General features: G+C 68.5%; 24 protein-coding genes and 3 pseudogenes. 21 read left to right on the forward strand and 6 right to left on the reverse strand.

Features of this window, described 5'->3' with window-relative positions; genetic code table 11:
• Positions 1-66 precede the first annotated feature (66 nt).
• From sqr to HAV39_RS31105, 6 genes and pseudogenes are all read left to right on the forward strand, one after another.
• Complete coding sequence (sqr, locus tag HAV39_RS31085; RefSeq protein WP_191842732.1) at positions 67-1,314, forward strand: type III sulfide quinone reductase, selenoprotein subtype; 1,248 nt, start codon at positions 67-69, stop codon at positions 1,312-1,314.
• A 3-nt stretch (positions 1,315-1,317) separates the two neighbouring features.
• Complete coding sequence (locus HAV39_RS31090) at positions 1,318-1,632, forward strand: TusE/DsrC/DsvC family sulfur relay protein (RefSeq protein ID WP_191842733.1); 315 nt, start codon at positions 1,318-1,320, stop codon at positions 1,630-1,632.
• A 13-nt stretch (positions 1,633-1,645) separates the two neighbouring features.
• On the forward strand, positions 1,646-2,176 hold the full coding sequence (locus HAV39_RS31095; RefSeq protein WP_191842734.1) for a DsrE/DsrF/DrsH-like family protein: 531 nt from the start codon (positions 1,646-1,648) through the stop codon (positions 2,174-2,176).
• Positions 2,177-2,211: 35 nt separating this feature from the next.
• Positions 2,212-2,535 (forward strand): annotated as a pseudogene (locus tag HAV39_RS43700) (transposase); the annotation flags it as partial.
• A gap of 89 nt (positions 2,536-2,624) precedes the next feature.
• Positions 2,625-2,777, forward strand: a complete 153-nt coding sequence (locus tag HAV39_RS43705; RefSeq protein ID WP_191842792.1) for an IS3 family transposase — start codon at positions 2,625-2,627, stop codon at positions 2,775-2,777.
• Positions 2,778-3,049: 272 nt separating this feature from the next.
• Positions 3,050-4,291, forward strand: coding sequence for an EAL domain-containing protein (locus HAV39_RS31105; protein WP_191842735.1), 1,242 nt, complete (start codon positions 3,050-3,052; stop codon positions 4,289-4,291).
• 189 nt (positions 4,292-4,480) lie between these two features.
• Here the strand turns inward: HAV39_RS31105 and HAV39_RS31110 are convergent.
• Positions 4,481-5,140: pseudogene (locus HAV39_RS31110) on the reverse strand (Crp/Fnr family transcriptional regulator).
• Positions 5,137-5,593, reverse strand: a pseudogene (locus HAV39_RS31115) (adenylate/guanylate cyclase domain-containing protein); the annotation flags it as partial. The pseudogenes HAV39_RS31110 and HAV39_RS31115, both read right to left, overlap by 4 nt.
• Positions 5,594-5,628: 35 nt before the next feature.
• Between HAV39_RS31115 and HAV39_RS31120 the strand changes: the two are divergent.
• Both HAV39_RS31120 and HAV39_RS43710 read left to right on the forward strand, forming a co-directional pair.
• A complete protein-coding gene (locus HAV39_RS31120) occupies positions 5,629-5,982 on the forward strand; it encodes an IS5 family transposase (RefSeq protein WP_191842736.1) in 354 nt (117 codons plus the stop codon).
• 29 nt (positions 5,983-6,011) lie between these two features.
• On the forward strand, positions 6,012-6,377 hold the full coding sequence (locus HAV39_RS43710; RefSeq protein ID WP_373311951.1) for a transposase: 366 nt from the start codon (positions 6,012-6,014) through the stop codon (positions 6,375-6,377).
• A gap of 476 nt (positions 6,378-6,853) precedes the next feature.
• Here HAV39_RS43710 and HAV39_RS31130 read toward each other — a convergent pair whose 3' ends face one another.
• Positions 6,854-8,095, reverse strand: coding sequence for an EAL domain-containing protein (locus tag HAV39_RS31130; protein ID WP_308440915.1), 1,242 nt, complete (start codon positions 8,093-8,095; stop codon positions 6,854-6,856).
• A gap of 217 nt (positions 8,096-8,312) precedes the next feature.
• Here HAV39_RS31130 and HAV39_RS31135 point away from each other — a divergent pair, with 217 nt between their 5' ends.
• From HAV39_RS31135 to HAV39_RS31150, 4 genes are all read left to right on the forward strand, one after another.
• Positions 8,313-9,227 carry a sulfotransferase domain-containing protein gene (locus HAV39_RS31135; RefSeq protein WP_191842739.1) on the forward strand — a complete coding sequence of 305 codons (915 nt, stop codon included), beginning with the start codon at positions 8,313-8,315 and terminating at the stop codon, positions 9,225-9,227.
• A gap of 291 nt (positions 9,228-9,518) precedes the next feature.
• A complete protein-coding gene (pstS, locus tag HAV39_RS31140; RefSeq protein ID WP_239120964.1) occupies positions 9,519-10,481 on the forward strand; it encodes a phosphate ABC transporter substrate-binding protein PstS in 963 nt (320 codons plus the stop codon).
• Between the two features lie 294 nt (positions 10,482-10,775).
• Positions 10,776-11,720 carry a prolipoprotein diacylglyceryl transferase gene (gene lgt / locus HAV39_RS31145; RefSeq protein WP_239120965.1) on the forward strand — a complete coding sequence of 315 codons (945 nt, stop codon included), beginning with the start codon at positions 10,776-10,778 and terminating at the stop codon, positions 11,718-11,720.
• Entirely contained in the window at positions 11,717-12,061 is a 345-nt protein-coding gene (locus HAV39_RS31150; protein ID WP_191842740.1) for a YidH family protein, read from the forward strand. The genes lgt and HAV39_RS31150 overlap by 4 nt, the downstream gene beginning before the upstream one ends.
• Before the next feature lie 789 nt (positions 12,062-12,850).
• Here HAV39_RS31150 and HAV39_RS31155 read toward each other — a convergent pair.
• Positions 12,851-13,264: an STAS domain-containing protein gene (locus HAV39_RS31155; protein WP_191842741.1), complete on the reverse strand. Its 414-nt coding sequence runs from the start codon at positions 13,262-13,264 to the stop codon at positions 12,851-12,853.
• Between the two features lie 365 nt (positions 13,265-13,629).
• On the opposite strand from HAV39_RS31155, the gene pyrF reads away from it, so the two are divergent.
• The gene (gene pyrF / locus HAV39_RS31160; RefSeq protein WP_191842742.1) at positions 13,630-14,472 is read left to right on the forward strand and encodes an orotidine-5'-phosphate decarboxylase; all 843 of its coding nucleotides are present in this window, start codon (positions 13,630-13,632) and stop codon (positions 14,470-14,472) included.
• Between the two features lie 221 nt (positions 14,473-14,693).
• Here the strand turns inward: pyrF and HAV39_RS31165 are convergent, their stop codons facing one another.
• Positions 14,694-15,479 carry a hypothetical protein gene (locus HAV39_RS31165; protein WP_191842743.1) on the reverse strand — a complete coding sequence of 262 codons (786 nt, stop codon included), beginning with the start codon at positions 15,477-15,479 and terminating at the stop codon, positions 14,694-14,696.
• A 398-nt stretch (positions 15,480-15,877) separates the two neighbouring features.
• Here HAV39_RS31165 and HAV39_RS31170 point away from each other — a divergent pair, with 398 nt between their 5' ends.
• Positions 15,878-16,159, forward strand: a complete 282-nt coding sequence (locus tag HAV39_RS31170; RefSeq protein WP_191842744.1) for a hypothetical protein — start codon at positions 15,878-15,880, stop codon at positions 16,157-16,159.
• The gene (locus tag HAV39_RS31175; RefSeq protein WP_191842745.1) at positions 16,156-17,532 is read left to right on the forward strand and encodes a DUF2254 domain-containing protein; all 1,377 of its coding nucleotides are present in this window, start codon (positions 16,156-16,158) and stop codon (positions 17,530-17,532) included. Before HAV39_RS31170 ends, HAV39_RS31175 begins: the two co-directional genes overlap by 4 nt.
• A gap of 89 nt (positions 17,533-17,621) precedes the next feature.
• Here HAV39_RS31175 and HAV39_RS31180 read toward each other — a convergent pair whose 3' ends face one another.
• On the reverse strand, positions 17,622-18,437 hold the full coding sequence (locus tag HAV39_RS31180; RefSeq protein WP_191842746.1) for a potassium channel family protein: 816 nt from the start codon (positions 18,435-18,437) through the stop codon (positions 17,622-17,624).
• 459 nt (positions 18,438-18,896) lie between these two features.
• On the opposite strand from HAV39_RS31180, the gene HAV39_RS31185 reads away from it, so the two are divergent.
• The 6 genes from HAV39_RS31185 (at position 18,897) to HAV39_RS31210 (ending at position 23,408) form a co-directional block, all read left to right on the forward strand.
• Positions 18,897-19,349: an STAS domain-containing protein gene (locus HAV39_RS31185; RefSeq protein WP_191842747.1), complete on the forward strand. Its 453-nt coding sequence runs from the start codon at positions 18,897-18,899 to the stop codon at positions 19,347-19,349.
• 452 nt (positions 19,350-19,801) lie between these two features.
• Complete coding sequence (locus tag HAV39_RS31190; protein WP_191842748.1) at positions 19,802-20,284, forward strand: nitroreductase family deazaflavin-dependent oxidoreductase; 483 nt, start codon at positions 19,802-19,804, stop codon at positions 20,282-20,284.
• 83 nt (positions 20,285-20,367) lie between these two features.
• Complete coding sequence (locus HAV39_RS31195; protein ID WP_239120966.1) at positions 20,368-20,874, forward strand: MarR family winged helix-turn-helix transcriptional regulator; 507 nt, start codon at positions 20,368-20,370, stop codon at positions 20,872-20,874.
• Positions 20,871-22,040 carry an FAD-dependent monooxygenase gene (locus HAV39_RS31200; protein ID WP_191842750.1) on the forward strand — a complete coding sequence of 390 codons (1,170 nt, stop codon included), beginning with the start codon at positions 20,871-20,873 and terminating at the stop codon, positions 22,038-22,040. Before HAV39_RS31195 ends, HAV39_RS31200 begins: the two co-directional genes overlap by 4 nt.
• Before the next feature lie 94 nt (positions 22,041-22,134).
• Complete coding sequence (locus tag HAV39_RS31205; RefSeq protein WP_191842751.1) at positions 22,135-23,094, forward strand: ADP-ribosylglycohydrolase family protein; 960 nt, start codon at positions 22,135-22,137, stop codon at positions 23,092-23,094.
• On the forward strand, positions 23,091-23,408 hold the full coding sequence (locus HAV39_RS31210) for an STAS domain-containing protein (protein WP_191842752.1): 318 nt from the start codon (positions 23,091-23,093) through the stop codon (positions 23,406-23,408). The genes HAV39_RS31205 and HAV39_RS31210 overlap by 4 nt, the downstream gene beginning before the upstream one ends.
• The last annotated feature ends 48 nt before the right edge of the window (positions 23,409-23,456 follow it).

Raw genomic sequence — 23,456 nt, forward strand, 5'->3', positions numbered from 1 at the left:
AACGCCGGCTTCCATACCGTCGAAGGTGAAGGAGCCACTCCTTGACTAGCTGAGAGGTGTTCCGGGATGCGCCGACTAGTGATCCTGGGTGGGGGTACGGCCGGGACGATCGTGGCCAACAAGCTGCGCCGCCGTCTGGATGCCGCGCAGTGGCAGATCACGGTGGTCGACTGGGACGACGTGCACGCCTACCAGCCGGGGTTCCTGTTCGTCCCGTTCGGCACCTACCGGCCCGACGATCTCGTCAAGCCCCGCGGCCGCCAACTGTCCAGGGGCGTTGACCTGGTCCTCGAAGGGATCGACCGGATCGACGCCGCCGCGAATACCGTCCACCTGGCCGACGGCACGGCGCGGCCCTACGACTACCTGGTGATCGCGACCGGTACGCGGCCGCGCCCGGACCAGACCCCGGGCATGCTCGGCCCGCAGTGGCGAAAGAGCATCTTCGACTTCTACACCCTCGATGGTGCCACCGCCCTGGCCGAGGCTCTGGCGGACTTCGACGGCGGCCGGTTCGTGGTGCACATCGTCGACATGCCGATCAAGTGCCCGGTGGCGCCGCTGGAGTTCGCGTTCCTGGCCGAGGCCTACTTCCGCCACCGGGGCATTCGCGACCGGGTCGAGATGGTGTACGCCACCCCGCTGCCCGGCGCGTTCACCAAGCCGATCGCGTCGGCGCTGCTCGGGTCGATGCTCGACGACCGCAGGATCGCCGTCGAGGCGGACTTCCTGGTCGAGCGGATCGACCCCTACCGCAAGACGCTGGTCTCCTACGACGAGCGTGAGATCGGGTTCGACCTGCTCGTGACCGTGCCGCTGAACATGGGCGCCGACTTCGTCGCCCGCTCGGGCCTGGGCGACGAGCTCAACCACGTGCCAGTCGACAAACACACGCTGCAGGCCAAGGGCCACGCCGACATCTTCGTACTCGGCGATGCCAACGACATCCCCACCTCCAAAGCCGGATCGGTGGCCCACTTCTCCGCCGAGGTCTTCATCGCCAACTTCCTGCAGCTGATCGACGGACGGCCGATGACCGGCGCGTTTGACGGACACGCCAACTGCTTCGTCGAGTCCGGCGACGGCAAGGCGCTGCTCATCGACTTCAACTACGACACCGAACCCCTGCCCGGCACCTACCCCATACCGGCAGCCGGACCCTTCCGGCTGCTCGAGGAGACCAGACCCAACCACTGGGGCAAGCTCGCGTTCCGCTGGCTGTACTGGAACGCGCTGCTGCCCGGCCGCCGACTTCCGCTGCCGGCCCACCTGTCCATGGCCGGCAAACACCAGCCCGGCATCAGCAAGGAGTAACCCATGCCCGTCACGACCATAGGGACCGCCCAGGTCCACGTCGACGCCGAAGGCTTCCTCACCGACTACGACGAGTGGGACGAGCAACTCGGCCGCCAGCTTGCCGCCGCGATCGGCATCGACATGACCGACGCGCACTGGACACCGATCCGGTTCCTGCGCGCGGACTACCCCGAGTTCGGCCAGACCGCGACCCTGCGCCGGATCTCCACCCTCGCCGGCATCCCCATCAAGGACCTGTTCACCCTGTTCCCCGGCAAGCCGGCCAAGAAGATGGCCTACATCGCCGGGCTGCCCAAACCGCACGGCTGCGTGTAAAGGAAGGCAAGCCATGACCACCATCCACGCCGGCGAGCACATCCCGCACGCGGCGACCGTGCCTGACTTCGGCTCCACCGCCCCGGCCGGCCGCAAGCTGGCGATCATCTGCTCCAAAGGCAACCTCGACATGGCCTACCCCGGGCTCATCCTCGCCAACGCCGCGCTCGGCGAGGGCGTGGAGACCCACCTGTTCTTCACCTTCTGGGGCTTCGACATGATCACGAAGTCGCGGATGGACGAGCTGAAGTTCACCATGCTCGGCAACACCGCCACCCACCTGCCGCAGGGCCTGGGCGGGCTGCCCGGCATGACCGCGATGGCGACCCATCAGATGAAGAAGCAGATCGCGCAGATCGGCGTGCCGGGCGTGCCCGAACTCCTGCAGCAGATCGTCGACTCCGGCGGTCACCTGTGGGCGTGCCGGATGTCAGCCGACATGATGCACATCGCCGAAAGCGACCTGTTCGAGCCCGTCGAGGCCATCATCAGCGCCGCCGACTTCATCGAGAAGTCCGACGGTGCCCAGATCATCTTCATCTAGGCGGGGAGGACGCCGATGTTCGCCAAGAACAATTCCGGCAGGTCATTGCGGTCAAGGGCGAGCCCGGCCGGCTGCTGCTGCAGGGCTGGCTGCGCTGGGCGAGCCGGTCCAAACTCGCCCCGTTCGTCAAACTCGCCCGCTCCATACGCCGTCACCTGCCCGCGATCCACAACATGCTCGAGTCCGGCCTGTCCAACGCGCGGATCGAGGCCAACAACGGCCACCTGCGCGTACTTTCGCCAAGCCTACGGCTACCACAGCGCTCAGGCGCTGATCACCATGGCCAACCTCCGCCGCGGCGGACTCCGCCCACCACTCCCCGGACGATCATGAAGTCCCACCCACGAGAACGGCAGTAGACCCGAAATTTGGGCACTGCTACGTCCGCTACGCAGCAGCAACAGGACCGCCGGGGTCGCTACTTGACAGTCATAGGAGCGCCTGCGCCCTGGCCGAAACGTTCTTCGCCACTCTGAAGACCGAACTGGTCTACACGAAGGCCGGGCCCAGCCGCGACGAACTGGAAATGGAGGTGTTCTCCTACATCGAGGGCTTCTACACTCGCGACGGCCCTAGGAGAAGATCTACTGCGAGTCGTTGACAGACCGCGAGGTGTCCGGTCGATAGGGGTCACTTCAGAGTGTCGGGAAGCTCAAGACGCAGCGATGTAGTGCGTGCTATGAGCAGAACCCGATGTCGACGCTGATCACCGTCGCAGGTCGCCGATGCTGAGCGTTACTGCCGCCCAAGCTATCGGCTACGCGATGTCCATCGGTAACCGAATTGGGGCGGCCACGTTCGGGCCGGCCGACGAGTTTGGGGCGCTAGAGTGTGATTGATCGGCGGCGTCCGTCTAAGCCATCGGCAGGTGTCATGGAACGGAACCTGACGGGTGAATTCGACGACATTTTGGCTAGGCGTGTCATTCACCCGGTTTATCAGCCCATCGTCTCGCTGGTGGACTGCCGCGTCGTCGGGTTCGAGGCGTTGGCGCGAGGCCCGGACAAGAGCCGGTACCAGTCCCCAGCCGCGCTTTTCGCAGAAGCCGAAAGACGCGGCGTCACCGCCACGCTGGACTGGATATGCATGACGACATCGACCGCTGCGGCCCTGGACTCTCCACTTCGCGACGTGCCCCTGTTCGTAAACGTCGATCCCGCCACGTTCGGCACGCCGTGCCCGATCGACCTGCTCCCGCTATACCACCGAGGTCGCCAGGAGCTGGACCTCGTGGTGGAGATCACCGAGCGCCGGGGCGGGCGGCCCGAGTCGATGCTGCGGCAGCTCGCCAGCTTCCGCCAGGCGGGAGGGCGCATCGCCATCGACGATGTCGGCGTCGACCCGATGAGCCTGAACGTGGTGTCGGTGCTGGCACCGGACGTCATCAAACTCGACCGCAGTGTCACCCAACTGCGAACCTCGTCCTGGGCTCGCACCAGCCTGATCAACGCCGTGCAGGCCGAGGCGCAGGCGACGGGCGCCGCCGTGCTCTGCGAAGGCATCGAAACCATCGACCACCTGCAGACCGCCCTGGCAATGGGCGCGACCCTCGGCCAGGGCTGGCTGTTCGGTAGGCCAGGCCCCCTGCCGTCCACGGTTGAGCGGTCGTCCACCCCGCTGCCGAGGGTGACTCCCTATCCGAAGTTCGCCGCCTCTCCGTACGAGGTGGTGCGCGACCGGCTGCGGACCTACGCAATGAACGGCGCGACCATGTCGTCGATGAGCGACCTGCTGGAAGACATGGCGCAGCACACCTCGGCCGCCAATCTGCTGTACGTGCTGATCCCCGCGGAGATGAAGCTCGACGACCACGCGCGGCTGCTCTACACCCTCATCGAACAGCACGGCGTAGACGTGACCGTACTCTGCCATAACCCGCCCACATTTCCCGGAGCCGCCGTCACCACAGTGCCCCTACCCCACGACGATCCCCTGCTCGACGAGCGTGCGGTGATCCTGCTGGGCAACTACTTCGCCGCAGCACTGATCGCGCATCGCGACCAGATGTCCGATCCGGACAGTTCCGAACCCGTCTACAACGCAGTGCTCACCTACGACCGCCGCACCGTCGTCGCGGCACTGCACACACTCCTCAGACACGTCCCGGTCTACTGACCCCGCACCAGGATGGGCTCCGCGGTCGATCGCACCCGTGACCCAGGGGGCCTGGGCGTGGGCTGACGCGATTCCTTCCTTCCCTTCCGGCCGGGAGCTGCGGGGTTCCTGCCGGAGAAGGCTTCGTGCCACAGGATGCGGTCTTTGCGGCGCCGTGCCGCCCGGATCTTCGGCGGCCCTGTCGAATGCTCAGTCCGCCTCGCGGCTGTCCGCCCGCCGCCGCAGTGCGTCCAGGTTGAGCACCACGACCGGCAGGCGGCTGGTGCGAATCCAGCCGGCCGTCACGCAGCACGCGCACGGACTTGGTGACGGCCTTCCGCGACGGACCGATCCAGCCGGCCAACTCGTCCTGGGACAGCAGGATCGCGACGTGGATGCTTCCATCGATCGGCGTACCGAACCGTCCGGCCAACTCCATCAGGCGGGTAGCCACCCGGCCGGTGCTGTCTTGGGCACCGAACTCGATCCGTTTGCGGGCGGCGTCCCGCAACCGCTCCACGAGCAGCCGCATGAGCTGGAACGCCACCCGACCGTGTTGTTGCAGATATTCCTCGAACGCGGCCAGTGGCATCACCGGCGCGGTTACGTGGTCCAACGCCTGCACGGTCGCCGAGCGCAGCTGTCGATCCACCGCTGATAACTCGCCGAGCAGCGCCCACGTCCGCGTACCGCGAGCCGTTTCTCGGCGCCGGACACGCTGTGACAGGACGTTTTGACCCGGCCATTGACGAGGACGGCGACTTCGGCTTCGCGGAACAGTGCCTCGCCGCGTCGCCAGCTGCGGGTGATGGCCTGCTGCCGGAAGCCTTCCCGCTTGGCCTCGCTGTGCGTGGTCCAGAACTCTTTCACCGGTCCTCCTGTGCCAAGTAGGTCCGGACCGACTGCCCTCGGCCTTGACCGTGAGGTCGCCGAGCGGCTGGACCGGGACCGATGATCGGGTCGCGCGCCAGGTCGCCGCGCCGGTGACGATCTGGCAGGGATCGGCCGTGGTTGGTAATCGGGCTGCCACGTCGGCCGCGTCGCCCATCGCGTTGAACCGGGCAGTTGCTCGCCGCCGATCTTGCCGACCAGCACCGGCCCGGTGTTCACCCCGATGCGGATGCTGAGCCAGTCGGGGCGGCTGGCAGCGATCTCGTCCACGGCGGGCTGCATGTGGGTGGCCTCGTGCACCGCCCGCACCGCGTGGTCGGGCTGCCGCGTCGGCGCGTTGAACCAGGCCGACAGAGCGTCACCGACGAACTGCACCATCGTGCCATCGTCGTCGAGGATGCACGGCGCCGCCACTCCGCGATACCGGTTTAGAGCGCATCTGGCAGATCTTGTCGTTGGTTCGTTGTATGGGTGTGGCTGGTGACCTGTCTGATGCCGAGTGGGCGCGGCTGGAGTCTCTGCTGCCGTCGATGGCCCCGCAGCGCGGTGGCCGGTGGCGTGATCACCGGCAGGTGATCGACGGGATCTTGTGGCGTGTCGAGAACGGGGCGAAGTGGCATCAGATCCCGGACCGGTACGGGCCGTGGAAGACCTGCTACTACCGGTTCTCGCGCTGGGACGCCGACGGTACGTGGGCGCGGGTGGAGAAGCAGTTGCGGGCCGACGCCGAGGCTCGTGGGGATCTGGACTGGCGTGCTCAGGTCGACTCGACGGTGGCGCGGGCCCATCAGCATGCCGCGGGTGCCCGCAAAGGGGGCTGAGCCCGGATGAATCACGTGCGGCGCAGGCGATGGGCCGTTCGCGTGGCGGGTTGACGACCAAGCTGCACCTGTTGGCCGAGGGCCGGGGACGTGCGCTGGCCCGGCGGTTGACCGGTGGGCAGGCCGCTGATACGAAAGAGCTGGTGGCGTTACTGGACGCGGTTGCCGTTCCGCGTCCTGTCGGGGTCGGGCGGCATCGCAAGCGGCTGGATCACCTGACTACGGACAAGGCGTACGGTTCGAAGGCCAATCGACGGTCGCTGCGCGAGCGTGGTATCGCGCACACTATCCCCGAGCGTGACGCGGCGGGCTGCGCAGGTACGCCGACGCTGGCCATGTCCACCTCATCGACGAGGCCGCCGCGCACACGACCATGCAGCTGTGGAACCAGGTAGGCCTGGCGCTTGTGTGCCTGTCACGAGGGGCAATCTGTCCTGGCGGCGGCATGCTGGTGCCACTCGCTCGGGCGAATCTGGTGGTGTGGCGAGTCCTTCGGCGGTCATGATCGAAGACACGCTGCACGTCGTCGAGTTTCCCGTTGGCCATGGTGGCGAGTTCGTCGGCGAGGTACGGCCCGGGTCCGTGCCGCCTGGATACCGCCCAGATCGCCCGAAAGACATCCAGGTCGTGGGTCTGCTCAGCCAGCGGCTCCAGATCGCATAATACCTGGTCGAGCCATGCTGTGTGGGCTCCGGTGGCACGGCGCCGGCCCGTTCGCGGCGCGACAGGGTGCTACGTGGCGCAGCGTGGCTATTCGCTTGTGATACTGCCGCTTCGGCAGCAAAATGATCACTGGCAGCCACGGACGCCTTCACGCCAGGGGTCCACTCGGGACAATCGGTGTCCCCGCGTCAGCCGACCCCCGCGAAGTTCATTGAGCAATCATCGGCGGCATCGGGTCGAAGAGGGTGTGCAGCGCCTCGATGACGAGCTTGCGGTCGTACGTCAGCACAACGTAGTACAGCGGCGGCTCGACTGCCCCCGGACAATCTGGCTCGACCGGGCTTGCAATGAGCGCCGCGGCGAAGTAGCTGCCAACGGTGATGACGGTGCGCTCGGCCGCCACCGGGTCGTCCTGGCTCAGCGGCACGGCTTGGACGCCGGCCCCGAAGAACGAGAGTGGCTGCGAACCGAACACGGCCATGATGACGCCGCGCTGGGCGATGTGGGTGTAGGTCAGTCTGGTCTCGTCATCGAGCTGGGCGGTCGCGGGTAGCGTCGCGAACAACAGGTGAGCGGCGTCGGTGTGCAGGGCCACGTCCTCCAGCATGCCGGTCATCGACGCGAGCATCGGCAGGGTCATCCGCGATACCCGAGCCTCGGCGCGCACCGCCTCGAACGGGGTCCGGGCGGCTTCAGGGTAGGGCTTCACCCGGGGCAGTAACCTGGCCGACACGTCGACGACCTGTGGGAGCGGCCCGGGCCGTCCGAACAGCCAGCCCTGGCCGAGGGTCGCACCCATGGCGCGGGCCGTTTCCAGGTGCTCGGGAGTCTCGATGCCCTCGCACAGCACAGCGGCGCCGGTGAGCTGGGCTTCGGACAGCACCGCGTTGATCACATAGTTCCGCGCCCACGACGGCGTACGGGACTGGGTGATACCCCGATCGAGCTTGATCACATCCGGGCAGACCACGGACATCATGCTGATACTGGCCGGGTTGACGCCGACGTCGTCGAGCGCGACGCGGCTACGGGCCTGCCGGGCGGCGACCACCGAGCGCAGCAGGGCCGCAGGGTTGTCGATGACCCGCTCGGTGATCTCCAGGACGACGTTCAACTCCCGCAATGCGCGCTCATTTACGGGCGACAAGTCGGGTGGGCAGGAGGTGCCGAGCGTACCCGGGTCCATGTTGACGAACAGGGGCACGCCGGGCCGGCCTGCGTCAAGGAACGCGGCAAAGGCGGCGGTGGCGCACACCCAGTCGAGTTCGGCGACCGCATCGTGTCGTCCGGCAGACCTCGCCTTTGTGAATGAGACACGATCCGCAGGAGATATCCGGTGCTCCAACCAGGTCGAGTCCGTCCAAAAGCCGCTGTCTGGCTCGCGCTCCTGGAGCGGAATGCCGCAGGATGAACCGGCGCGATCTACCCGATAAGTAATCGAAACGCCCAATCAGGTCGCGGCCGTACGGCAGCCGCCCTGGCAGCACCATGTCGATAGTCTGGGCCGCTGCCGCGTAAGCGATGATCCGGTGGCAGCGCATCTGGCCCGTGCTGAAGCCGACCCTCGGTAGCGCGGCATGCACGTTGGGTGGAAGAGGCGAGATTGTCACTGAATTGTCAAACGGGATCTTGGCCGTATTCTGACGTTCGCGAGGCATCCTCGGCGGATGGCGAAAGTGCTCTACCTGGCCGGATGGGGACGTAGCGGCACCACGATCATCGACAATGTGCTCGGTTCCCATCCCGGCGTGTTCACCGCAGGCGAGCTGTGGTTCCTGTTCGAGCGGGGCCTGCTCGGCGGGCGTAGCTGTGGATGCGGGCAGCCGGTGCGAGCTTGCCCGCTGTGGCGCGACGTGCTGCGGTGCGCGTTCGGCGATGACATTCCCGACCCACGCCACGTCAAGAAATGGCAGCGTGACGCGGCTCGTGCCCGGCACGCGCCGCGCCTGCTGCGGAGGGGCCACCATCTCGTGGGCGTCTTCACCCGGTTGTACCGGGCGATCGCCGAGGTCACCGGTGCCGAGCTCATCATCGACTCGTCGAAACTGCCATCGGGCGCTGCGGTGGTGGCGCGCCAGCCCGCCGACATCACGCCGTACCTGCTGCAGGTGGTGCGCGACCCCAGGGCTGTCGCGCACTCGTGGCGGCGCCGTAAGAAGCAGCTGGACAGCTCGGCACCCGACGTGATGCTCGAACACAGCCCATACGACAGCGCGATGAAGTGGATGTCGTGGAACGGGCTGACGGAGTGGACCTCGCTGGCGTTCCCGGGGCGCTACCGCCTGCAGCGCTACGAGGACTTCACCGCCGACCCCCGCGGCGCGGTCGACGAACTGCTGCGGTTCGTCGACGTGACGCCGGCGTCGAGCCCGTTTCTCGACGATCGGACCGTCGAGCTGGCAGCCAACCACACCGTGTCCGGCAATCCCGGCCGCTTCCGCACTGGCACGGTTGAGGTACGCGCCGACGACGCCTGGCGCGACGGGCTGCCGGCCACGACCCGGCTGGCCACCACGGCACTGACCCTGCCGCTGATGCAGCGTTACGGCTATCCGGTTCACCGACCGGACCGGATGGCTTGACGCCGAAGGCCAGCCGAGGTCGAGCACACCGCTCGGGGACACCTTGACCCGCGGTGTGAGCCCGTTCACTTCCCAGCTACACCGTGCTGATTTGGCCGTCAACGGTTGCGTTTTGCCTGTTCACCCCCGCTTCACCTGGGACCGACCACCCGTCCACCTGGGGATGCAGTGTCGGGGGTCGGCCGGCGACGGCCTCAACCCTGACTAGGAAGGCACCCCTGAAGTGAACCGTAACGTGCTCTCCCGGCGCGTCTTTGCTGGTGTCGCTATCGCTGCGCTAGCTCTTGCCGGTTGTTCGTCGAAGAACGACGCCACGACCGACCCAGGCGTCAGCGCCGCCCCGGCAGCATCGCCTCCCTCACTGGTGAGCTGAAGGGTTCGGGTGCCACCTTCCCGAACACCTTCTACCAGGAGGTCGTCACCCAGCTCAAGGACGAGGCCAAGGGCCTGACGGCTACCTACAACGGCATCGGCTCGGGCGCCGGCAAGAAGGAGTTCGGGCAGGGCCTGACCGACTTCGCCGGCTTGGACAGCCTGGTCAAGGACACCGATGGCCTGGCTGCCGGCTCGTTCCTGTACATCCCGACGGGCGCGCCGCCGATCACCGTGTCGTACAACCTCAAGGGCGTCGACAAGCTGCAGTTGTCGGCCGACACCCTGGCCAAGATCTTCCAGCGGCAGATCAAGGTGTGGAGCGCGCCGGAGATCGCTACCGACAACCCGGGCGTGACCCTGCCCGCCACCCCGATCACCGTGGCGCACCGTTCGGACGGCTCGGGCACCACCAGCAACTTCACCAAGTACCTCGCGTCCGCCTCCACCCTGTGGAAGCTGGGCAGCGGCGACTCCGTGGCCTGGGCGGCCGACACCCAGGCTGGTGCCAAGAACACCGGTGTCGCGCAGCTGATCAAGGCCGCCGACGGTGCCATCGGCTACGTCGATCTGTCCGACGCCAAGGACTCGGGCCTGACCTTCGCGGCTATCAAGAACAAGGACGGCCAGTTCGCGCTGCCGACTCTGGAGGGCGCCACCGCCGCGCTCGCCGGTGCGGAGGTCAAGGACGACCTGTCGTACAACCCGCTGAACGCCGCCGGTGCGACGTCGTACCCGATCACCGCGCCGACCTTCATCCTGGTCAAGCCTAAGTACGACGACCCGAAGAAGGCCGAGTTCGTTAAGGCGTTCGTCAAGTACATCCTGACTGACGGCAAGGACCTGGCCGGCGAGGTCAAGCTGAAGCTGATCCGAGCTTGACCCGATGGGAGCGGGCTTCGCGCAGCCCGCTCCCATCGGCCACGGCCACCTCTCGGCGAAGAGGCGACAGTCGTGACAACTCCGCCAGCCTGACCCGGAAGGATCCTGGCTGCCACGCCGACCGGCTCTTCGGGCCTTGTGCGTATCCGCCGAAGTCGCGGTCCTGCTGACCTTCGTCAGCAGGCTGCAGCAGTCGCTGCCGGCGCCTACCCAGGGTCCTTCGACCGTCACCGCGTCGCCCCGCGGCGGATGAAGCCAGGGTCGGGTGCGCGGGCGCGCCGCCCGGCTGAGATCGTGGCACCGGCACCCGACCCGCCCGGAGGAACCATGATCTTGGCTAGCATTCCCAGTCCCGCCCGTGGTGTGTGGCACCTGGGGCCGATTCCGATCCGCGCCTACGCCCTGTGCATCATCGCCGGGATCATCGTCGCGGTCCTCGTCACCCAGAAACGCTGGGCCGCCCGAGGCGGCCGGACTGACGACGTACTGGACATCAGCCTGTGGGCGGTGCCATTTGGAATCGTCGGCGGCCGTCTCTACCACGTGATCACCGACCCAGAGCTGTACTTCACCGCCGAGAAACAACCGATCAAGGCCCTCTACATCTGGGACGGCGGCCTCGGCATCTGGGGCGCGGTCGCCCTCGGCGCGCTCGGCGCGTGGATCGGCTGCAGACGGGCCGGAGTAAAACTGTCGGCATTCGCCGACGCAGTCGCCCCTGGCCTGGTACTCGCGCAGGCGATCGGCCGGTTCGGCAACTACTTCAACCAGGAACTTTACGGCGCACCGACGACGCTGCCATGGGCGCTGCGCATCGACCCCGCGCACCGCCCGGCCGACACCCCCGACATCGCCACCTACCACCCGACATTCCTCTACGAGTCGCTGTGGTGCGTCGGCGTGTTCCTCCTGCTCATCTGGGCCGAGAAACGCTTCCGGCTCGGCTACGGGCGGCTGTTCGCCCTGTACGTCGCCGCCTACACCCTCGGCCGGGTCTGGGTCGAGGCCCTACGCGTCGACCACGCCAACCGCATCCTGGGCCTGCGCCTGAACATCTGGACCTCCATCCTCATCTTCGCCGCCGCGGTCGCATACCTCCTGCTGGCACGACGCGGCCAACCCGACTCAGTCACCAGCGTGCAACCCACCGGCGATGACCCAACCGACGGCGAAGGTGAACCGAGCACGAACGGCGGCGAAACCACCGCCAGCGACCATGAACGTCCGGTGACCGGATGACAACCCGCGATGACGAACCCGGGCGGCTCGACATCGACGTGCGGTTCCTGCTCGCCAACGAACGCACCCTGCTGGCCTGGCTGCGCACCGCCCTGACGCTGATGGCGGGCGGGGTCGCCCTCGCCCAACTCGCCCACGACCGGCCGCCCCTGCAGGCCATCGGCGTCGGGCTGCTGATCCTCGGCAGCATCGGCGGCCTGATCGGCTACGTCCGATTCCGCGCCACCGGCCACGCGATCCGCTCCGGCCAACTGCCCACACCCGGCCACGGCCCCGCCCTGATGACCGCAGGCGTCGTCACCCTCGCAGCCGTCCTGGTCACCGTCTATCTTCTCGGCTGACACGCGACGACCAGCTGAAGCCGTTCGCGTGGACACCCCAGCCTGACGCGAGTCGCCAAACCGACCCGAGTGCGGGCACGACTGACCTTCCACCCTCGTCGGACACCCTGGGCCCAGGCAGTTGCGGCTTGGGGGAGGGCGTCCTGGTGGCAGGCAAGTCGAGGTTATCCAGAGCGGTTCCGAAGGGCGGTGGACCGGGTGCGCTCGTCGGACCGCCCGGTCCGGCCTCTGCGCCCATGAGCTGGGCGTCAATCATGAACGCTGCGGGCGTGGGCGGCCGCGGCCGAGGAAGCCGCTGGTCGCGGCAAGCCGGACGAGCTGCGTCCGTCGGAGCGTGACGAGCTGCGCAGACGGCCTAAGCAAGTCGCTGAGCTGGAGCTGGAGAACCTGCGTCGGGCAGCCCTCAGATTTACAAAAGGATAACCAACCGGTGAGTTTCCCGGTGATCTTGGTGACGGCGCCGACCTACTGGAAACCGGAAGGCATCGGTGTGCCGAACGTTCACGATTCCTCCAGAGCAATGCGGCTGACGGCTCGCCCGGCTCGTCGAACTCTGCGGAGCCACCCGCAGGCGGCAACGCGTCGGTCCTCAACAGAGGATCCCGCACGACGTCGGGACAACTGCTCGATGAGGCGGCCTGTGGCGACCTTCCGACACGGCTGTTCTCGTCACGGATCGGCGGCGCTGCGACGCATCGGTTCGCCGACAGGCCAGGTCGCTGACGGCATGATCGACGTCGGTGTGCGTCGTGACCGGTGTCCGGCCCGGAGGCGTCAGGCACAGCAACGTCATGGCTGCGGCCGCCAGCAGCGCCTGACCGCGCGCTGCCTCGACAGTGTCGTGTCGGCCGACACCACTAAGCGACGATTACGGCAGCGCATCGGCCATGAGCCGACCCCGCCCGCTGCCCGATTGCCCGCAGCGGTCAGCAGCTCACAGCCGCTGGCCTCGATGATGATCCGGATGTGCGGCGGCGGATCGACGATCCGCAGCACCACGCCCAGACGGGTTGCTGCCGCGCGGTAGAGCGCAAGGACGCCTATGCCCGTGCCGCCGATGAAGTCGAGCCTGCTCAGATCGACGGTGACGGCAAGGCAAGGTCGGCAGCGTAGAAGGTCGCCGAGGGTGCGGGCGAGGTGAGCGGACGTGCCGGCGTCGAGGCGTCCCGCGACTGCGATGACCGTGCCGATGCGACGGGTCACGGTGCTCACCGTCAGCGGGTCAGTCAACCTTCCTCCAGCTCTGCTGCGGCTGACGCCGAGAACCCCTGGGCACGGTACCTACCGGATACCGCTTAGCAACTCTCGGCAGCGGTCGTCTGACCGTGTGTGATCTCGCCCTGGCGAGCATGCTGTCTGATGTCGGCGATCACACGGCGAAACCATGACAGTTCCATGACAACCCCACAGTCCGCGTTCTCCCGACGAGGGCTTACGGCTGCTGCGGCCGGGCACGGGCCGACGCCAGCGCTGCCACATGGGCGGCGGCCCTATTGGAGTAAGGCCGTGCACGAGCCAGCGAGGTGCGCTGATAGCGTGAATCGACGTCGAGCAAGGGAGCAGCAGGCATGCGTGAGGAGGTCTTCACCGACCTGCTGAGCCGACAGTGGGCGCAGGGCCGCATGGCATGCGTCGGCCTGGACCCCGATATGGCCGTGGTCCGTGCATCGGTCACCGAGCCCGACACCGAGCAGGCGATCACCGCCTACGCCTGTGCGATCGTCGATGCCACCGCGGATCTGGTCTGCGCGTACAAGCCGAACATAGCGTTCTACGAACGCTGGGGCGTGCCCGGTCTGGCCGCGCTCAAGAACATCATCACGCACATCAACACCGTCGCGCCGCAGACAGCGGTGATCGTCGACGCCAAGCGCGGTGACATCGCCTCGACGAACGAGGCCTACCGCGACGCGCTGTTCGGCTACTTCGGCGCCGACGCGGTGACCGTCCAGCCCTACCTCGGCGTCGAAGCGCTGCGCCCGTTCCTGGACACCCGAGACAAGGGCGTCATCGTGCTATGCCGCACCTCCAACCCCGGCTCCGGCGAGCTGCAGAACCTGCAGACCTCCGGCGAGACGCTCTACCAGCGGGTCGCGCGGCTTGCCCAGCACGACTGGAACACCCAAGGCAACGTCGGCCTGCTGGTCGGCGGCACCTACCCGCAAGAGATCGCCGAGGTGCGCACCATCACGCCCACGCTGCCGTTGCTTGTGGCGGGCGTCGGCCGCCAGGGCGGCAGCGTCGGTGACGCCGTGCGCGCCGGAGCGACAGCATTCGGCGGCATGATCATCAGCTCGTCACGCGCGGTGATCGAGGCGGCGCCCGGCCCGGCCTTCGCCGAAGCAGCCAGGCAGGCGACCATACGCCTTCACGCTGAGATCGAACAGGCGCGCTCAGTCGTCACTGCCTGAGCCTGAGCCCGCGGTGCAATCCACGGCTGGGTCTGCGGGCGGCTGGTACGGGCGTGTGGCTAGGTTCGCGAGTCGGCCACGGCTGACGCCTCGAGTTACATGATCGTCATTGACTCGGTGTCCGGGATGCCACAGCGATTCGCGGTGGCTGGCTGCGCCGCGCCACCTTGCGGAGCCTGCGGTCGAGGCTGGAGTGTTCGGTCGCGCCGGTGCCTCTGGTTCTAGGCGTCAGGCAGGGGCACCCACCGACCACCGAGGGCTTCGTGGAGCGTCAGCAGCAGAAGGCTGATCAGGATCGTCGCGAGGATGCCGAGACACAGGCCGAGGATCCCACGGTCGCGCCGCTCCCGATCGCCTGGCATGGCCGCCGGTGCCAGTGGACGCGACCACGGGCGGTCCCGCGACAACCAGAAAAGCATCCCGAGGCCGTACGGTGCGGTGTAGACAAGCCAGAACCAGAACCATCGAGTGCCGAGAACCGGAGCCGGACCGGCGACAACCACGCCCAGGAAGACGGCTGCCAGGGCCAGGCCGATCCCGGTGACGGCGACCCCCAGGGGCTGGATCTCGCCAGCTCGGTGCTCCAGGCCGCCAGCCCGCAGATCCTGCGCAATACCTTCGGCACCGGGCCCGGAGTAGCTCGCCGGGTCGACAGCGCCGGTGGTGGTGACCTGGTCGAAAAAGTCCGTGTTGGTCCAGTGCACCCGGCCATCGGGAGTTCGCCACACGAACACTGGACCGAGTGTGCCGGACGCCCGCAGACCGGAGACGCCGAACCACGGCCGCGGACTGCCGGCGGCCCAACTGTCGCCCCACTGGTATGCCGTCACGTGGCCAGCGGCCACGTCCGCCCTCGCCTGCTCGTAGCTCTGCTTGCGTGGAGCCGTCCACCAGCCGGCGGCTGCCGCGAGCAGCCACAGCAGGACCATTGCGAGCCGCAACACGCCCCACCACCGCCACGGTCGCCCCACCGGCGCTTCGGGCACAACGCGCGCTCCGTCCTGCATGACCGTATGATGGCAGTACGTGTCCAGTCACGACCGTCGATGGCACCAAGCCGCTGCCAATCCGCCACGACCCGCTCCACCTCGCCAGCGGCACGACGCCCACGTCGATGAAGGCCACCCAGCGAGGCAGGCTCATCGGCGCAATTCGCGAGGGTTTGGCCGCCGCGCGACACGTCACCGCAGGTGAGTGGATCGCCGGGCGGCGGCCGGCGGAGACCAGCGTGCGGGGTGGCGCCGGAACCCGCGATCATCGAGACACCGCGCATCCCGCTGGTACTCACACTCTGCGACATCGGGCCTGCTGCTGAACCGTCAGGTCCGCTGCCCGGGCGAACCGGCCAGGCGTGCCGTACGGCAGCAGATCCGCGTGTCGCGATACTGGCGTAGATTATCCTATATTGTCGGCGCTCATCGTGGCTGGGAAGATGCGCTTTGACCTGGAAGACGAGTCGAGAGTGAACATCGCGTTGCTCCGCGCGGGTGTGCCGGCCCGGCGGCTGCGGCTCACGGCGGCATTGCATGTGCTCAGCCTGGGCGGCAACGCTGTCTGCCACGGTCTGGGCATTCACTGCCCGTTCCCGACGGTCACCTGGTTGACGATCTTCTTCAACATCGACAGGGAGGATAAGACGTCGGGTAGCAGCACCGGTGCTCCGACCGAGCGGGCCTGGTCCGGGTGAACCCGTCTCGGCGCAGGTGGCAGACAGCCTGGGAGGAATGGCGGGCACGGCTGTGGCCGCTGCCCGCTCTCGGTGTCATCGCAGCAGTCGTGCTGGGCATAGCGCTGCCGCGCGCCGACGCCACCCTGACCGCGTACCTGCCTGAGGCGCTGATCGGTCACCTGTTCACGGGCGGGCCCGAGGCAGCCAGGACCGTCCTGTCGGTCATCGCGGGCTCGCTGATCACCGTCACCGCGCTGACCTTCTCCCTGACCGTCGTGACACTGCAGCTGGCCTCCAGCCAGTTCTCGCCGCGGCTGCTGCGCACCTTCACCCGCGACCCGGCCGTTCAGGCCACCCTCGCCCTGCTGCTGGGCACGTTCACCTATGCCGTCATGGTGCTGCGCACGATCCGTTCCGACACCGCGACCCAGTCGGGCTTCGTCCCGCAGCTATCGGTCACGCTGGCGTTCCTGCTCGGGCTCACCTCGGTCGTGGCGCTGATCGGTTTCCTGGCCCATGTGGTCGGCCAGATCCGGATCGAACGCCTGCTGCAACGTGTCGCCGACGACACCGCCGCGACCGCCCGCCGGATGCTCCAGCACCAGCAACGCGACTGCCCGCCGTCCGCGGTGTCGCCGGACGCGAAACCCGTGACCGCCCAGCGCACCGGATTTCTCACCGCCGTCGACGACAGGGCACTGCTGGCTGCGGCTGTCGACGCCGCGATGGTCATCAGGTTCGACTGTCACGTCGGCGACTGGCTCGTTCAAGCCACCCCGTTCGCGCACGCCTGGCCGCTGGCCCCGGCCGCCGCAGCCGACCAGGCCGCAGACCAACGACTGGCGACAAACCTCGACGCCGCCCTGACCATCGGCCCCGAGCGAACCACCGACCAGGACGTCTCCTTCGGCCTGCGGCAACTCACCGACGTCGCGGTAAGGGCGCTCTCCCCTGGCATCAACGACCCCACCACTGCCGTGCACGCCCTGGCCCACGCCAGCGCCATACTGTGCGACCTCGCAACCCACCGCCCCAGCCCGCGGCTGCTCCATGACCAGGACGAGCGGGTGCGTGTGATCATCGCTCAGCCTGATCTGCCCGACCTGCTGGAGCTGGTCGTCGCCCAACCTGGCCGTTACGGCGCCGCCGAGCCCGCCATCCAGGCACGGCTGCTCGCCCTGCTCCGCGAAGTCGCCTGGTGCGCCACAGACCTGCCCACCCATACCGCCGTACGCGCACAACTCGACCAGATCCACGACACGGTCGCCAGGCAGCAGCACTACACCGTCGCCGAACAAGCACGGCTACGGCGCCTGTCCGGACAGGTCCATGCCGCGCTGGGCGGGCGCTGGGAACCCGACCCTGAGGCCGGCGACCAGACAGGTGGGTAGATCCGCCCGGGCCCGTCCCGGCGAGGTCGAGGCCTTCGCGGCGCGATCTGCGCGCAAGCGCTGCGGCGAGAGTCCACGCGCAGTGCCGGTCAGGCCGCCGGCTCACCGCCTGGTGCCGCTGCGGCCGAAGCGCCGTCGTCCGGGCGTGGCTGCGCCGGGACCCTGGCGCCCAGCTGGCCGGCAAGCTGGGCCACTTCACGTCTGAGCTGGCCGAGTTCGGTGAGGACCTGCGCGATGTCGTCCTTGGTCGCGTCGCGGGTGGTGTTCTCGGCGACGGCGATCCGTTCGACTATCCAGCTGGCCAACGACCCGGTGACGAAACCGATCAACCCGATGCCGCTGATCATGAGGATGAGCGCGACGAGTTGCCCGGTCGGGGTGACGGGGAAGTGGTCGCCGTAGCCGACCGTGGTGATGGTGACCACCGCCCACCACAGCGCGTCGGTGTAGGTGTCGATGTTGGTGGCCGGGTCGGCGCGTTCGGCGTCGAGGATCGCCAGCGCGGCGACGCCGACGACCGTCGTGGTGGCTCCCGCGACGTAGACGGCGAGCCTGCCGCGGGTCCACTGCTCGGCCCGCCGGTTCAAGTTGATCAGCGCTGCCAGCAGCCGCAGCACCCGTAACGGCCGGATCATCGGCAGGATCAGCACGACCAGGTCGAACAGGTTCTGGCGGACGAACCGCAGCCGGGTCGGAGACAGCAGCAGCCGGGCGGCGTAGTCGATGCCGAAAACGGCCCAGATCCCGAAATCGGTGATGCGGCACAACCGGTCCGCCGCAACCGGCAGCGCAGGCCACAGGATCGGCACGGCATAGGCGACGAGGAACACGACCGCCAGCACCGTCAGTGCCGGCGCGGTGCGCTCCTGCCATCGCGTGACCCACTGCTCACTGCGAATGCTCATCGCGTGAGCGTGCCGGGCACCTGCCGGCCAAGCAAGCGCGGTTGACGGTGAATGCCCTGCTCGGCGCGGTTCGTGTGGTGGATTGTCACTGGATCGTCATGGAGCAGGTCGGCTCCGGACGTCACGCCGGCCGTACCCGCCCGGGGTTGGGTCGGCCTTGCACGAGAGGTGAGCGGCGGTGTTCGCGTCGGTGATGCGAGCCTGCTGGCGCGCGCCCGGCCGGGCTGGCCGCAAGGCTCCGGGTGCTCGGATGACAGTTGTGTGACAAGAGGCCGCGAGCGTTGTCGAGCAGCCGATTTCGGTCGTCGGCGTGGTGAGCTTGAGATGTTGCGGGCGGCGGTTGCCCGGCAAGGCGATGCGCGCCTGGTGCGGGTTCTCGCCTGCTCGTTTGCGCCGCCGGACTCGGGCGTCGGTCGGCGAGGCCGAGGCCCGGAGGGCGACCCGGTGAGTGGAGGCGGCGTGGTGGCGTTCCTGGCGAGGTGGCAGGTGCCGGTCGTCGAGGTGGTCGTTCAAGGTGATCTGGACGCGAGTTCTGCGGCAGAGGTCGGCCGCGTGCTGGGCGAGGCGCTGGACCTTCGCCCGCGGGAGCTGGTCGTGGATCTCGCCGGCTGCCGGTCGGTGGACGTCCACGGAGTGCGTGTTCTGCTCGAAGCGCGTCGCCGGGTGGCCGGCCTGGGGGCTGCATTTCAGGTGCGCCCAGCTGTGGCCGGCGCCGTGCAGGTGCCCGCGGTCGCGGCCTGGCAGGAGCTGATCGCACCCGTGTGTGGGTCGACGGTGACGCGTGTTGAAGCCGGCCCTGCTGGGTGGACAGCCGATGGGCCGGACTGGGGCGTTGCGGCATCGGCTGACCTGCGGGACGGCATGGCCGGTCACCGGCAGGACGCGGGACCGGCTGTCATGCGACTGTCATGAAACGGCCATTACCCCGTCGAGCCGCAACGGGTTGATCCTGCCGAGGTCCATGTCAGGTCGGCCGAACGTCCGGTGAAGCCGTCCGCCTTGGCCGACGCGGCCCGTACCTCCCCGGTCGGGCCGCGTCACCATCTCCGTCGACCTGTCACGTCCCGCACGGGCACTGCGCGTACGGAATCGGCCACACGCGTCGCAGACCGCGCCCCGGCATCGGCTCGTGATGCTGCCCGGTAGCTTCGGCACCGCTGGCACCGTGGGCAAGTTCCGTCACAGGACTGTCATGTGGACGGCCATCACCGTTGAATCGGTCGGCGGTTGAGGTTGGTGATCCCGTTAGGAAGTCGGGCTCGCCGCCATGCGGCCCGGTCAGGGCCGGGCCGCATGGCGGTCCTGCCGCACGTCTTCCTCACTGATCCTTGAAAGATACTTGTATACCTGCAAGTATCTCGGGCGTGAAATCGGCTAGTCCACCTCCGAAGCCGGCTGGTATTCGACGCCTGCTGCTGCGCACGCCCGTCCTTCTCTACCGCCTACGTCTGGGCTGGCTGCTCGGCGACAGATTCGTGCTGATCAACCACCGGGGGCGGCGGACCGGGCTGGTGCACCAGACCGTCGTGGAAGTCGTCGGCTCCGACGGCGCCGGGGTCGTGGTCGCGGCTGGCTTCGGTCCGCGCGCGGACTGGTATCGCAACCTGCTTGCGCACCCGGCCGCCTCGATGGTCCGGGGCAGGCGCATCGTGGCGGTGACCGCAGTGCCGCTGGCCCCGGACGAGGGGGCTCGCGCCATGGCGGAGTACGCGCGCCGTCATCGGCGGGCGGCACGGGCCCTGGCGGGCTTCATGGGCTACCGCGTCGACGGCAGTCAGGCCGACTACGAGGCGGTGGGCCAGGCATTGCACTTTCTGCGGCTGGAAGCCTTGGGGGGCAGCCGCTAGCCAGATAATTGTATGCATGCAATAGTTGCTGTATGGCACAAGATGATGAGCTTGTCGGGGCGCTTCTGGCGGTGAGCCGGGCAATGGTCGCGCAGACCGCCCGCACGCTGCAGGAGCAGGGTGCGGACGTGACGTTGACCCAGTACCGGACGCTGGTCGTGCTGGCCTCTCGTGGCCCTCAGCGTGCCGCGGATCTCGCCGCCGATCTGGGCGTGCAGCCCTCGACCGTGTCGCGGCTAATCGACCGCCTGGTGCAGCGTGGACTCGTCGTAAGACGGCAGGACGCCACCGACCGGCGCGTGGTGTGGATGACGCTGACCGGCCAGGGAAAGGACTTGGTCGGCACGACCATGCGCCAGCGCCGGCAACGGCTATCGGAACTGCTCGCCACCGCCACCGCCACCGTCGGGTCCGCGCCGGGAGTCGTCAATCTGCTCAACGCGATCGCGCAGGCAGCCGGTGAGCAGCCGGACGAGCAATGGTGGCGCAGCTGGGAATCCAGCACCGGACCTCATCTGGGCCACACCGCCGGACGGGATGCCGTCGCGGTGGCGACCAGTGCCCGCACTACGGGCGGTGAGGTCCGATGAGGGCGCTGATCTGCGGTGCGGGCATCGCCGGACTGGCCTTGGCGTGGTGGCTGGAGCGCGACGGCTGGCAGGTGCAGCTCGTCGAGCAGGCCGACGGCCCCCGCGACGAGGGCTACATGATCGACTTCTTTGGTTCGGGCTACAACGCGGCCGCCCGGATGGGCTTGCTCGGAGCGCTGAACGCGATCCAGACTCCGATCAAGGAGGTGCGCTACGTCGACGCCGCAGGCAAGGGCCGGGGCCGTATCGACTACGCCGGCCTGGCCGCGACATTCGACGGACGCGTGTTCACGTTCATGCGCGGCGATCTCGAACAGGTCCTGCGCCAGGCTCTCGGCGACCGGGTGCCGATACGCCACGGACTGACCGTCGACGCGGTCGCCGACCACCACGGCGGAGCAGAGGTGACGCTCAGCGACGGCACTGTCGAGCAGGTCCATCTGCTGGTGGGAGCCGACGGGATCCACTCGCGGGTGCGCCGGCTGGCGTTCGGCCCGCAACAGCCGCTGCTGCGGTACCTGGGCTGCCATAGCGCGTCGTACCTGTTCGATGATCCGCACCTGGCTGCCCGGATCGGCCAGTGCGCCGTGGCAGTGGCCGAGCCGGGTCGGCAGCTGCAGGTATATCCGGTGCCCGGTGGACGGCTGGCGGCGTGGCTGGTGCATCGCACCCCGGACGCCGGCCTGCCCGACGACCCGCGATCCGCGATCATGGCCGCGTATGCCGGGATGGGGCCGATCGCCGACCATGCGCTCGCGCAGCTGCCCAGCGGGGGCGGGCTGTACTACGACATCGTCGCGCAGATCGAGCTGGACCGCTGGTGCCGGGGCCCGGTGACGCTGGTCGGGGACTCCTGTCAGTCCGTGTCACTGATGGCGGGCCAGGGCGCGTCGCTGGCGGTGGCCGGCGCGTATGTGCTGGCACAGGAGCTGCGCCACGGCGGCACGCCCACCGAGGCCGCGCAGCGCTACCAGCGGCGGATGCTGCCGTTCGTGCGCGCCAAGCAGCGCGCCGGGCGACGCACCGCAGCGTGGCTGCTGCCGCGTTCCCACACCGGTATCACGGTGCGGGCGAAGGCGCTGCGGCTGCTGGACCTGCCGGGCGGGACCCAGCTGCTGCGCCCGGCGGCAGGTCCGCTGCGCGTGAGCATCGTGACGCCTGACTGACGGGCTGTCACCGAACTGTCATGAAACCGCGTGATCACTGCCATGAGCAGCGGCGATGCTTCCTCGATCGTATCTTCGCCGGAGAGGACCGCCCGTGATCACCACCATCCCGCCGACGACGCCGGTCACCGCCTCATGGCACGACATCGCCCACCGCTGCCTGCTACTGGCCGGCTGCGCCGAACGCTTCTCCGTGCAACTGGGCACGGCACGGCTACCGGACCCGGAGGTCGTGGACAAGGTCATGCGGCTACCGGCCGCCGACATCGCCGTGCCGCCAGGCAGCGGGCAGCCGTTCGTGCTGGCCGAGCACCTGGCCGCCCGAGGCGGCGACATAGACGAGCACGACCTGGCCGCCGAACTCGCCGCCGCCTGGACCGGTGATGACACGGCCACCGGTGCGGGCAGTGTGCTGGCCGCTGTCCGGGCCGGCCAGCCGTGGTGGGAGAGCGCATCAACGCTGTACGACGGGCAGGGCTCCTATGGCAACGGCGCGGCCGTGCGGGCGATCGCCGCAGGTCTGGTACCCAAGGCCGGTATCGGTGCCGTGGCGGCCACCGCGCGCCGTGCCGCGGCAATCACCCACACCCATCCGCTCGCCCTGGACGGCGCCGCCGCGGTCGCGGTCGCGGTTGCTTTGAGCACCTACGGGCAGCCGAGCCGCACCCTGGATGCGAACAGGTTCCTCGACATCGTCGCGGGGCAGCTGCGCTGCCCGGAGCTCCGCAGCTGCTTGAACATCGTCCGGGCGCTGCTGCGTCACCGCGCCGGCCCGGCAGAGGTCGTCGGCACGGTCGGCAACGCCGACACCGCGCTGCGCACCGTCCCGGCGGCGTTGACGGCCTATCTGCGCCACCCGGAGCAACCCGACGCGGCGATCGCGTTCGCGCTGCAGCTGGCCGGCGGCAACCACGCGATCCCGACGATCACCGCAGCGCTGGCCGGTGCCCGGTCGCCGCAGCTGCTGACACCGCGGTCATGGCGCACGCCCGGCGACGACATGCGGGCACGTCGGGCCGCGAGGGCCCTGTCGGCGGTGCAGGCCGACGCATGAACGACGGCAGGCCGGTGAAGCATCTGCGGATCACTGTCGCGGTGGCCGCACACCGGATCCGGTTCGCGGCGGTCGGTCCCCTCGATGCGGCCAACGGACCCCTGCTGACTGAAGCCGTGCGCGCAGGACTGGGTCGCCATCGCGCGGCGGTGTGTGAGGTCGGCGCCGAGTTGGTCACCGACGTGGACCGGTCCGGTGCCGCCGCGATCGAGGCCTGCCGGGTCGAAGCTGAGCGCCGCGGCCTGGTGTTCATCTTGACCGGTGCCCCGGCCCGACTGGCAGCGCTGCTTGACTCCGGTCACCGCCGCGGCTGACCCGAGCCGACAACAGCCGACCGGCGCCCGGGGCATGGCCTGGCGGCC

The organism is Catellatospora chokoriensis (genome assembly GCF_011297315.1).
Taxonomy (GTDB): Bacteria; Actinomycetota; Actinomycetes; order Mycobacteriales; family Micromonosporaceae; genus Catellatospora; species Catellatospora citrea.

Bases quoted from the DNA above. Each gene is read 5' to 3' on its own strand.
- sqr (WP_191842732.1), top strand. From the start codon at position 67: ATGCGCCGACTAGTGATCCTGGGTGGGGGTACGGCCGGGACGATCGTG.
- HAV39_RS31090 (WP_191842733.1), top strand. From the start codon at position 1,318: ATGCCCGTCACGACCATAGGGACCGCCCAGGTCCACGTCGACGCCGAA.
- HAV39_RS31095 (WP_191842734.1), top strand. From the start codon at position 1,646: ATGACCACCATCCACGCCGGCGAGCACATCCCGCACGCGGCGACCGTG.
- HAV39_RS31105 (WP_191842735.1), top strand. From the start codon at position 3,050: ATGGAACGGAACCTGACGGGTGAATTCGACGACATTTTGGCTAGGCGT.
- HAV39_RS31120 (WP_191842736.1), top strand. From the start codon at position 5,629: ATGGGTGTGGCTGGTGACCTGTCTGATGCCGAGTGGGCGCGGCTGGAG.
- HAV39_RS43710 (WP_373311951.1), top strand. From the start codon at position 6,012: ATGGGCCGTTCGCGTGGCGGGTTGACGACCAAGCTGCACCTGTTGGCC.
- HAV39_RS31135 (WP_191842739.1), top strand. From the start codon at position 8,313: ATGGCGAAAGTGCTCTACCTGGCCGGATGGGGACGTAGCGGCACCACG.
- HAV39_RS31150 (WP_191842740.1), top strand. From the start codon at position 11,717: ATGACAACCCGCGATGACGAACCCGGGCGGCTCGACATCGACGTGCGG.
- pyrF (WP_191842742.1), top strand. From the start codon at position 13,630: ATGCGTGAGGAGGTCTTCACCGACCTGCTGAGCCGACAGTGGGCGCAG.
- HAV39_RS31165 (WP_191842743.1), bottom strand. From the start codon at position 15,479: ATGCAGGACGGAGCGCGCGTTGTGCCCGAAGCGCCGGTGGGGCGACCG.
- HAV39_RS31180 (WP_191842746.1), bottom strand. From the start codon at position 18,437: ATGAGCATTCGCAGTGAGCAGTGGGTCACGCGATGGCAGGAGCGCACC.
- HAV39_RS31195 (WP_239120966.1), top strand. From the start codon at position 20,368: ATGGTCGCGCAGACCGCCCGCACGCTGCAGGAGCAGGGTGCGGACGTG.
- HAV39_RS31200 (WP_191842750.1), top strand. From the start codon at position 20,871: ATGAGGGCGCTGATCTGCGGTGCGGGCATCGCCGGACTGGCCTTGGCG.
- HAV39_RS31210 (WP_191842752.1), top strand. From the start codon at position 23,091: ATGAACGACGGCAGGCCGGTGAAGCATCTGCGGATCACTGTCGCGGTG.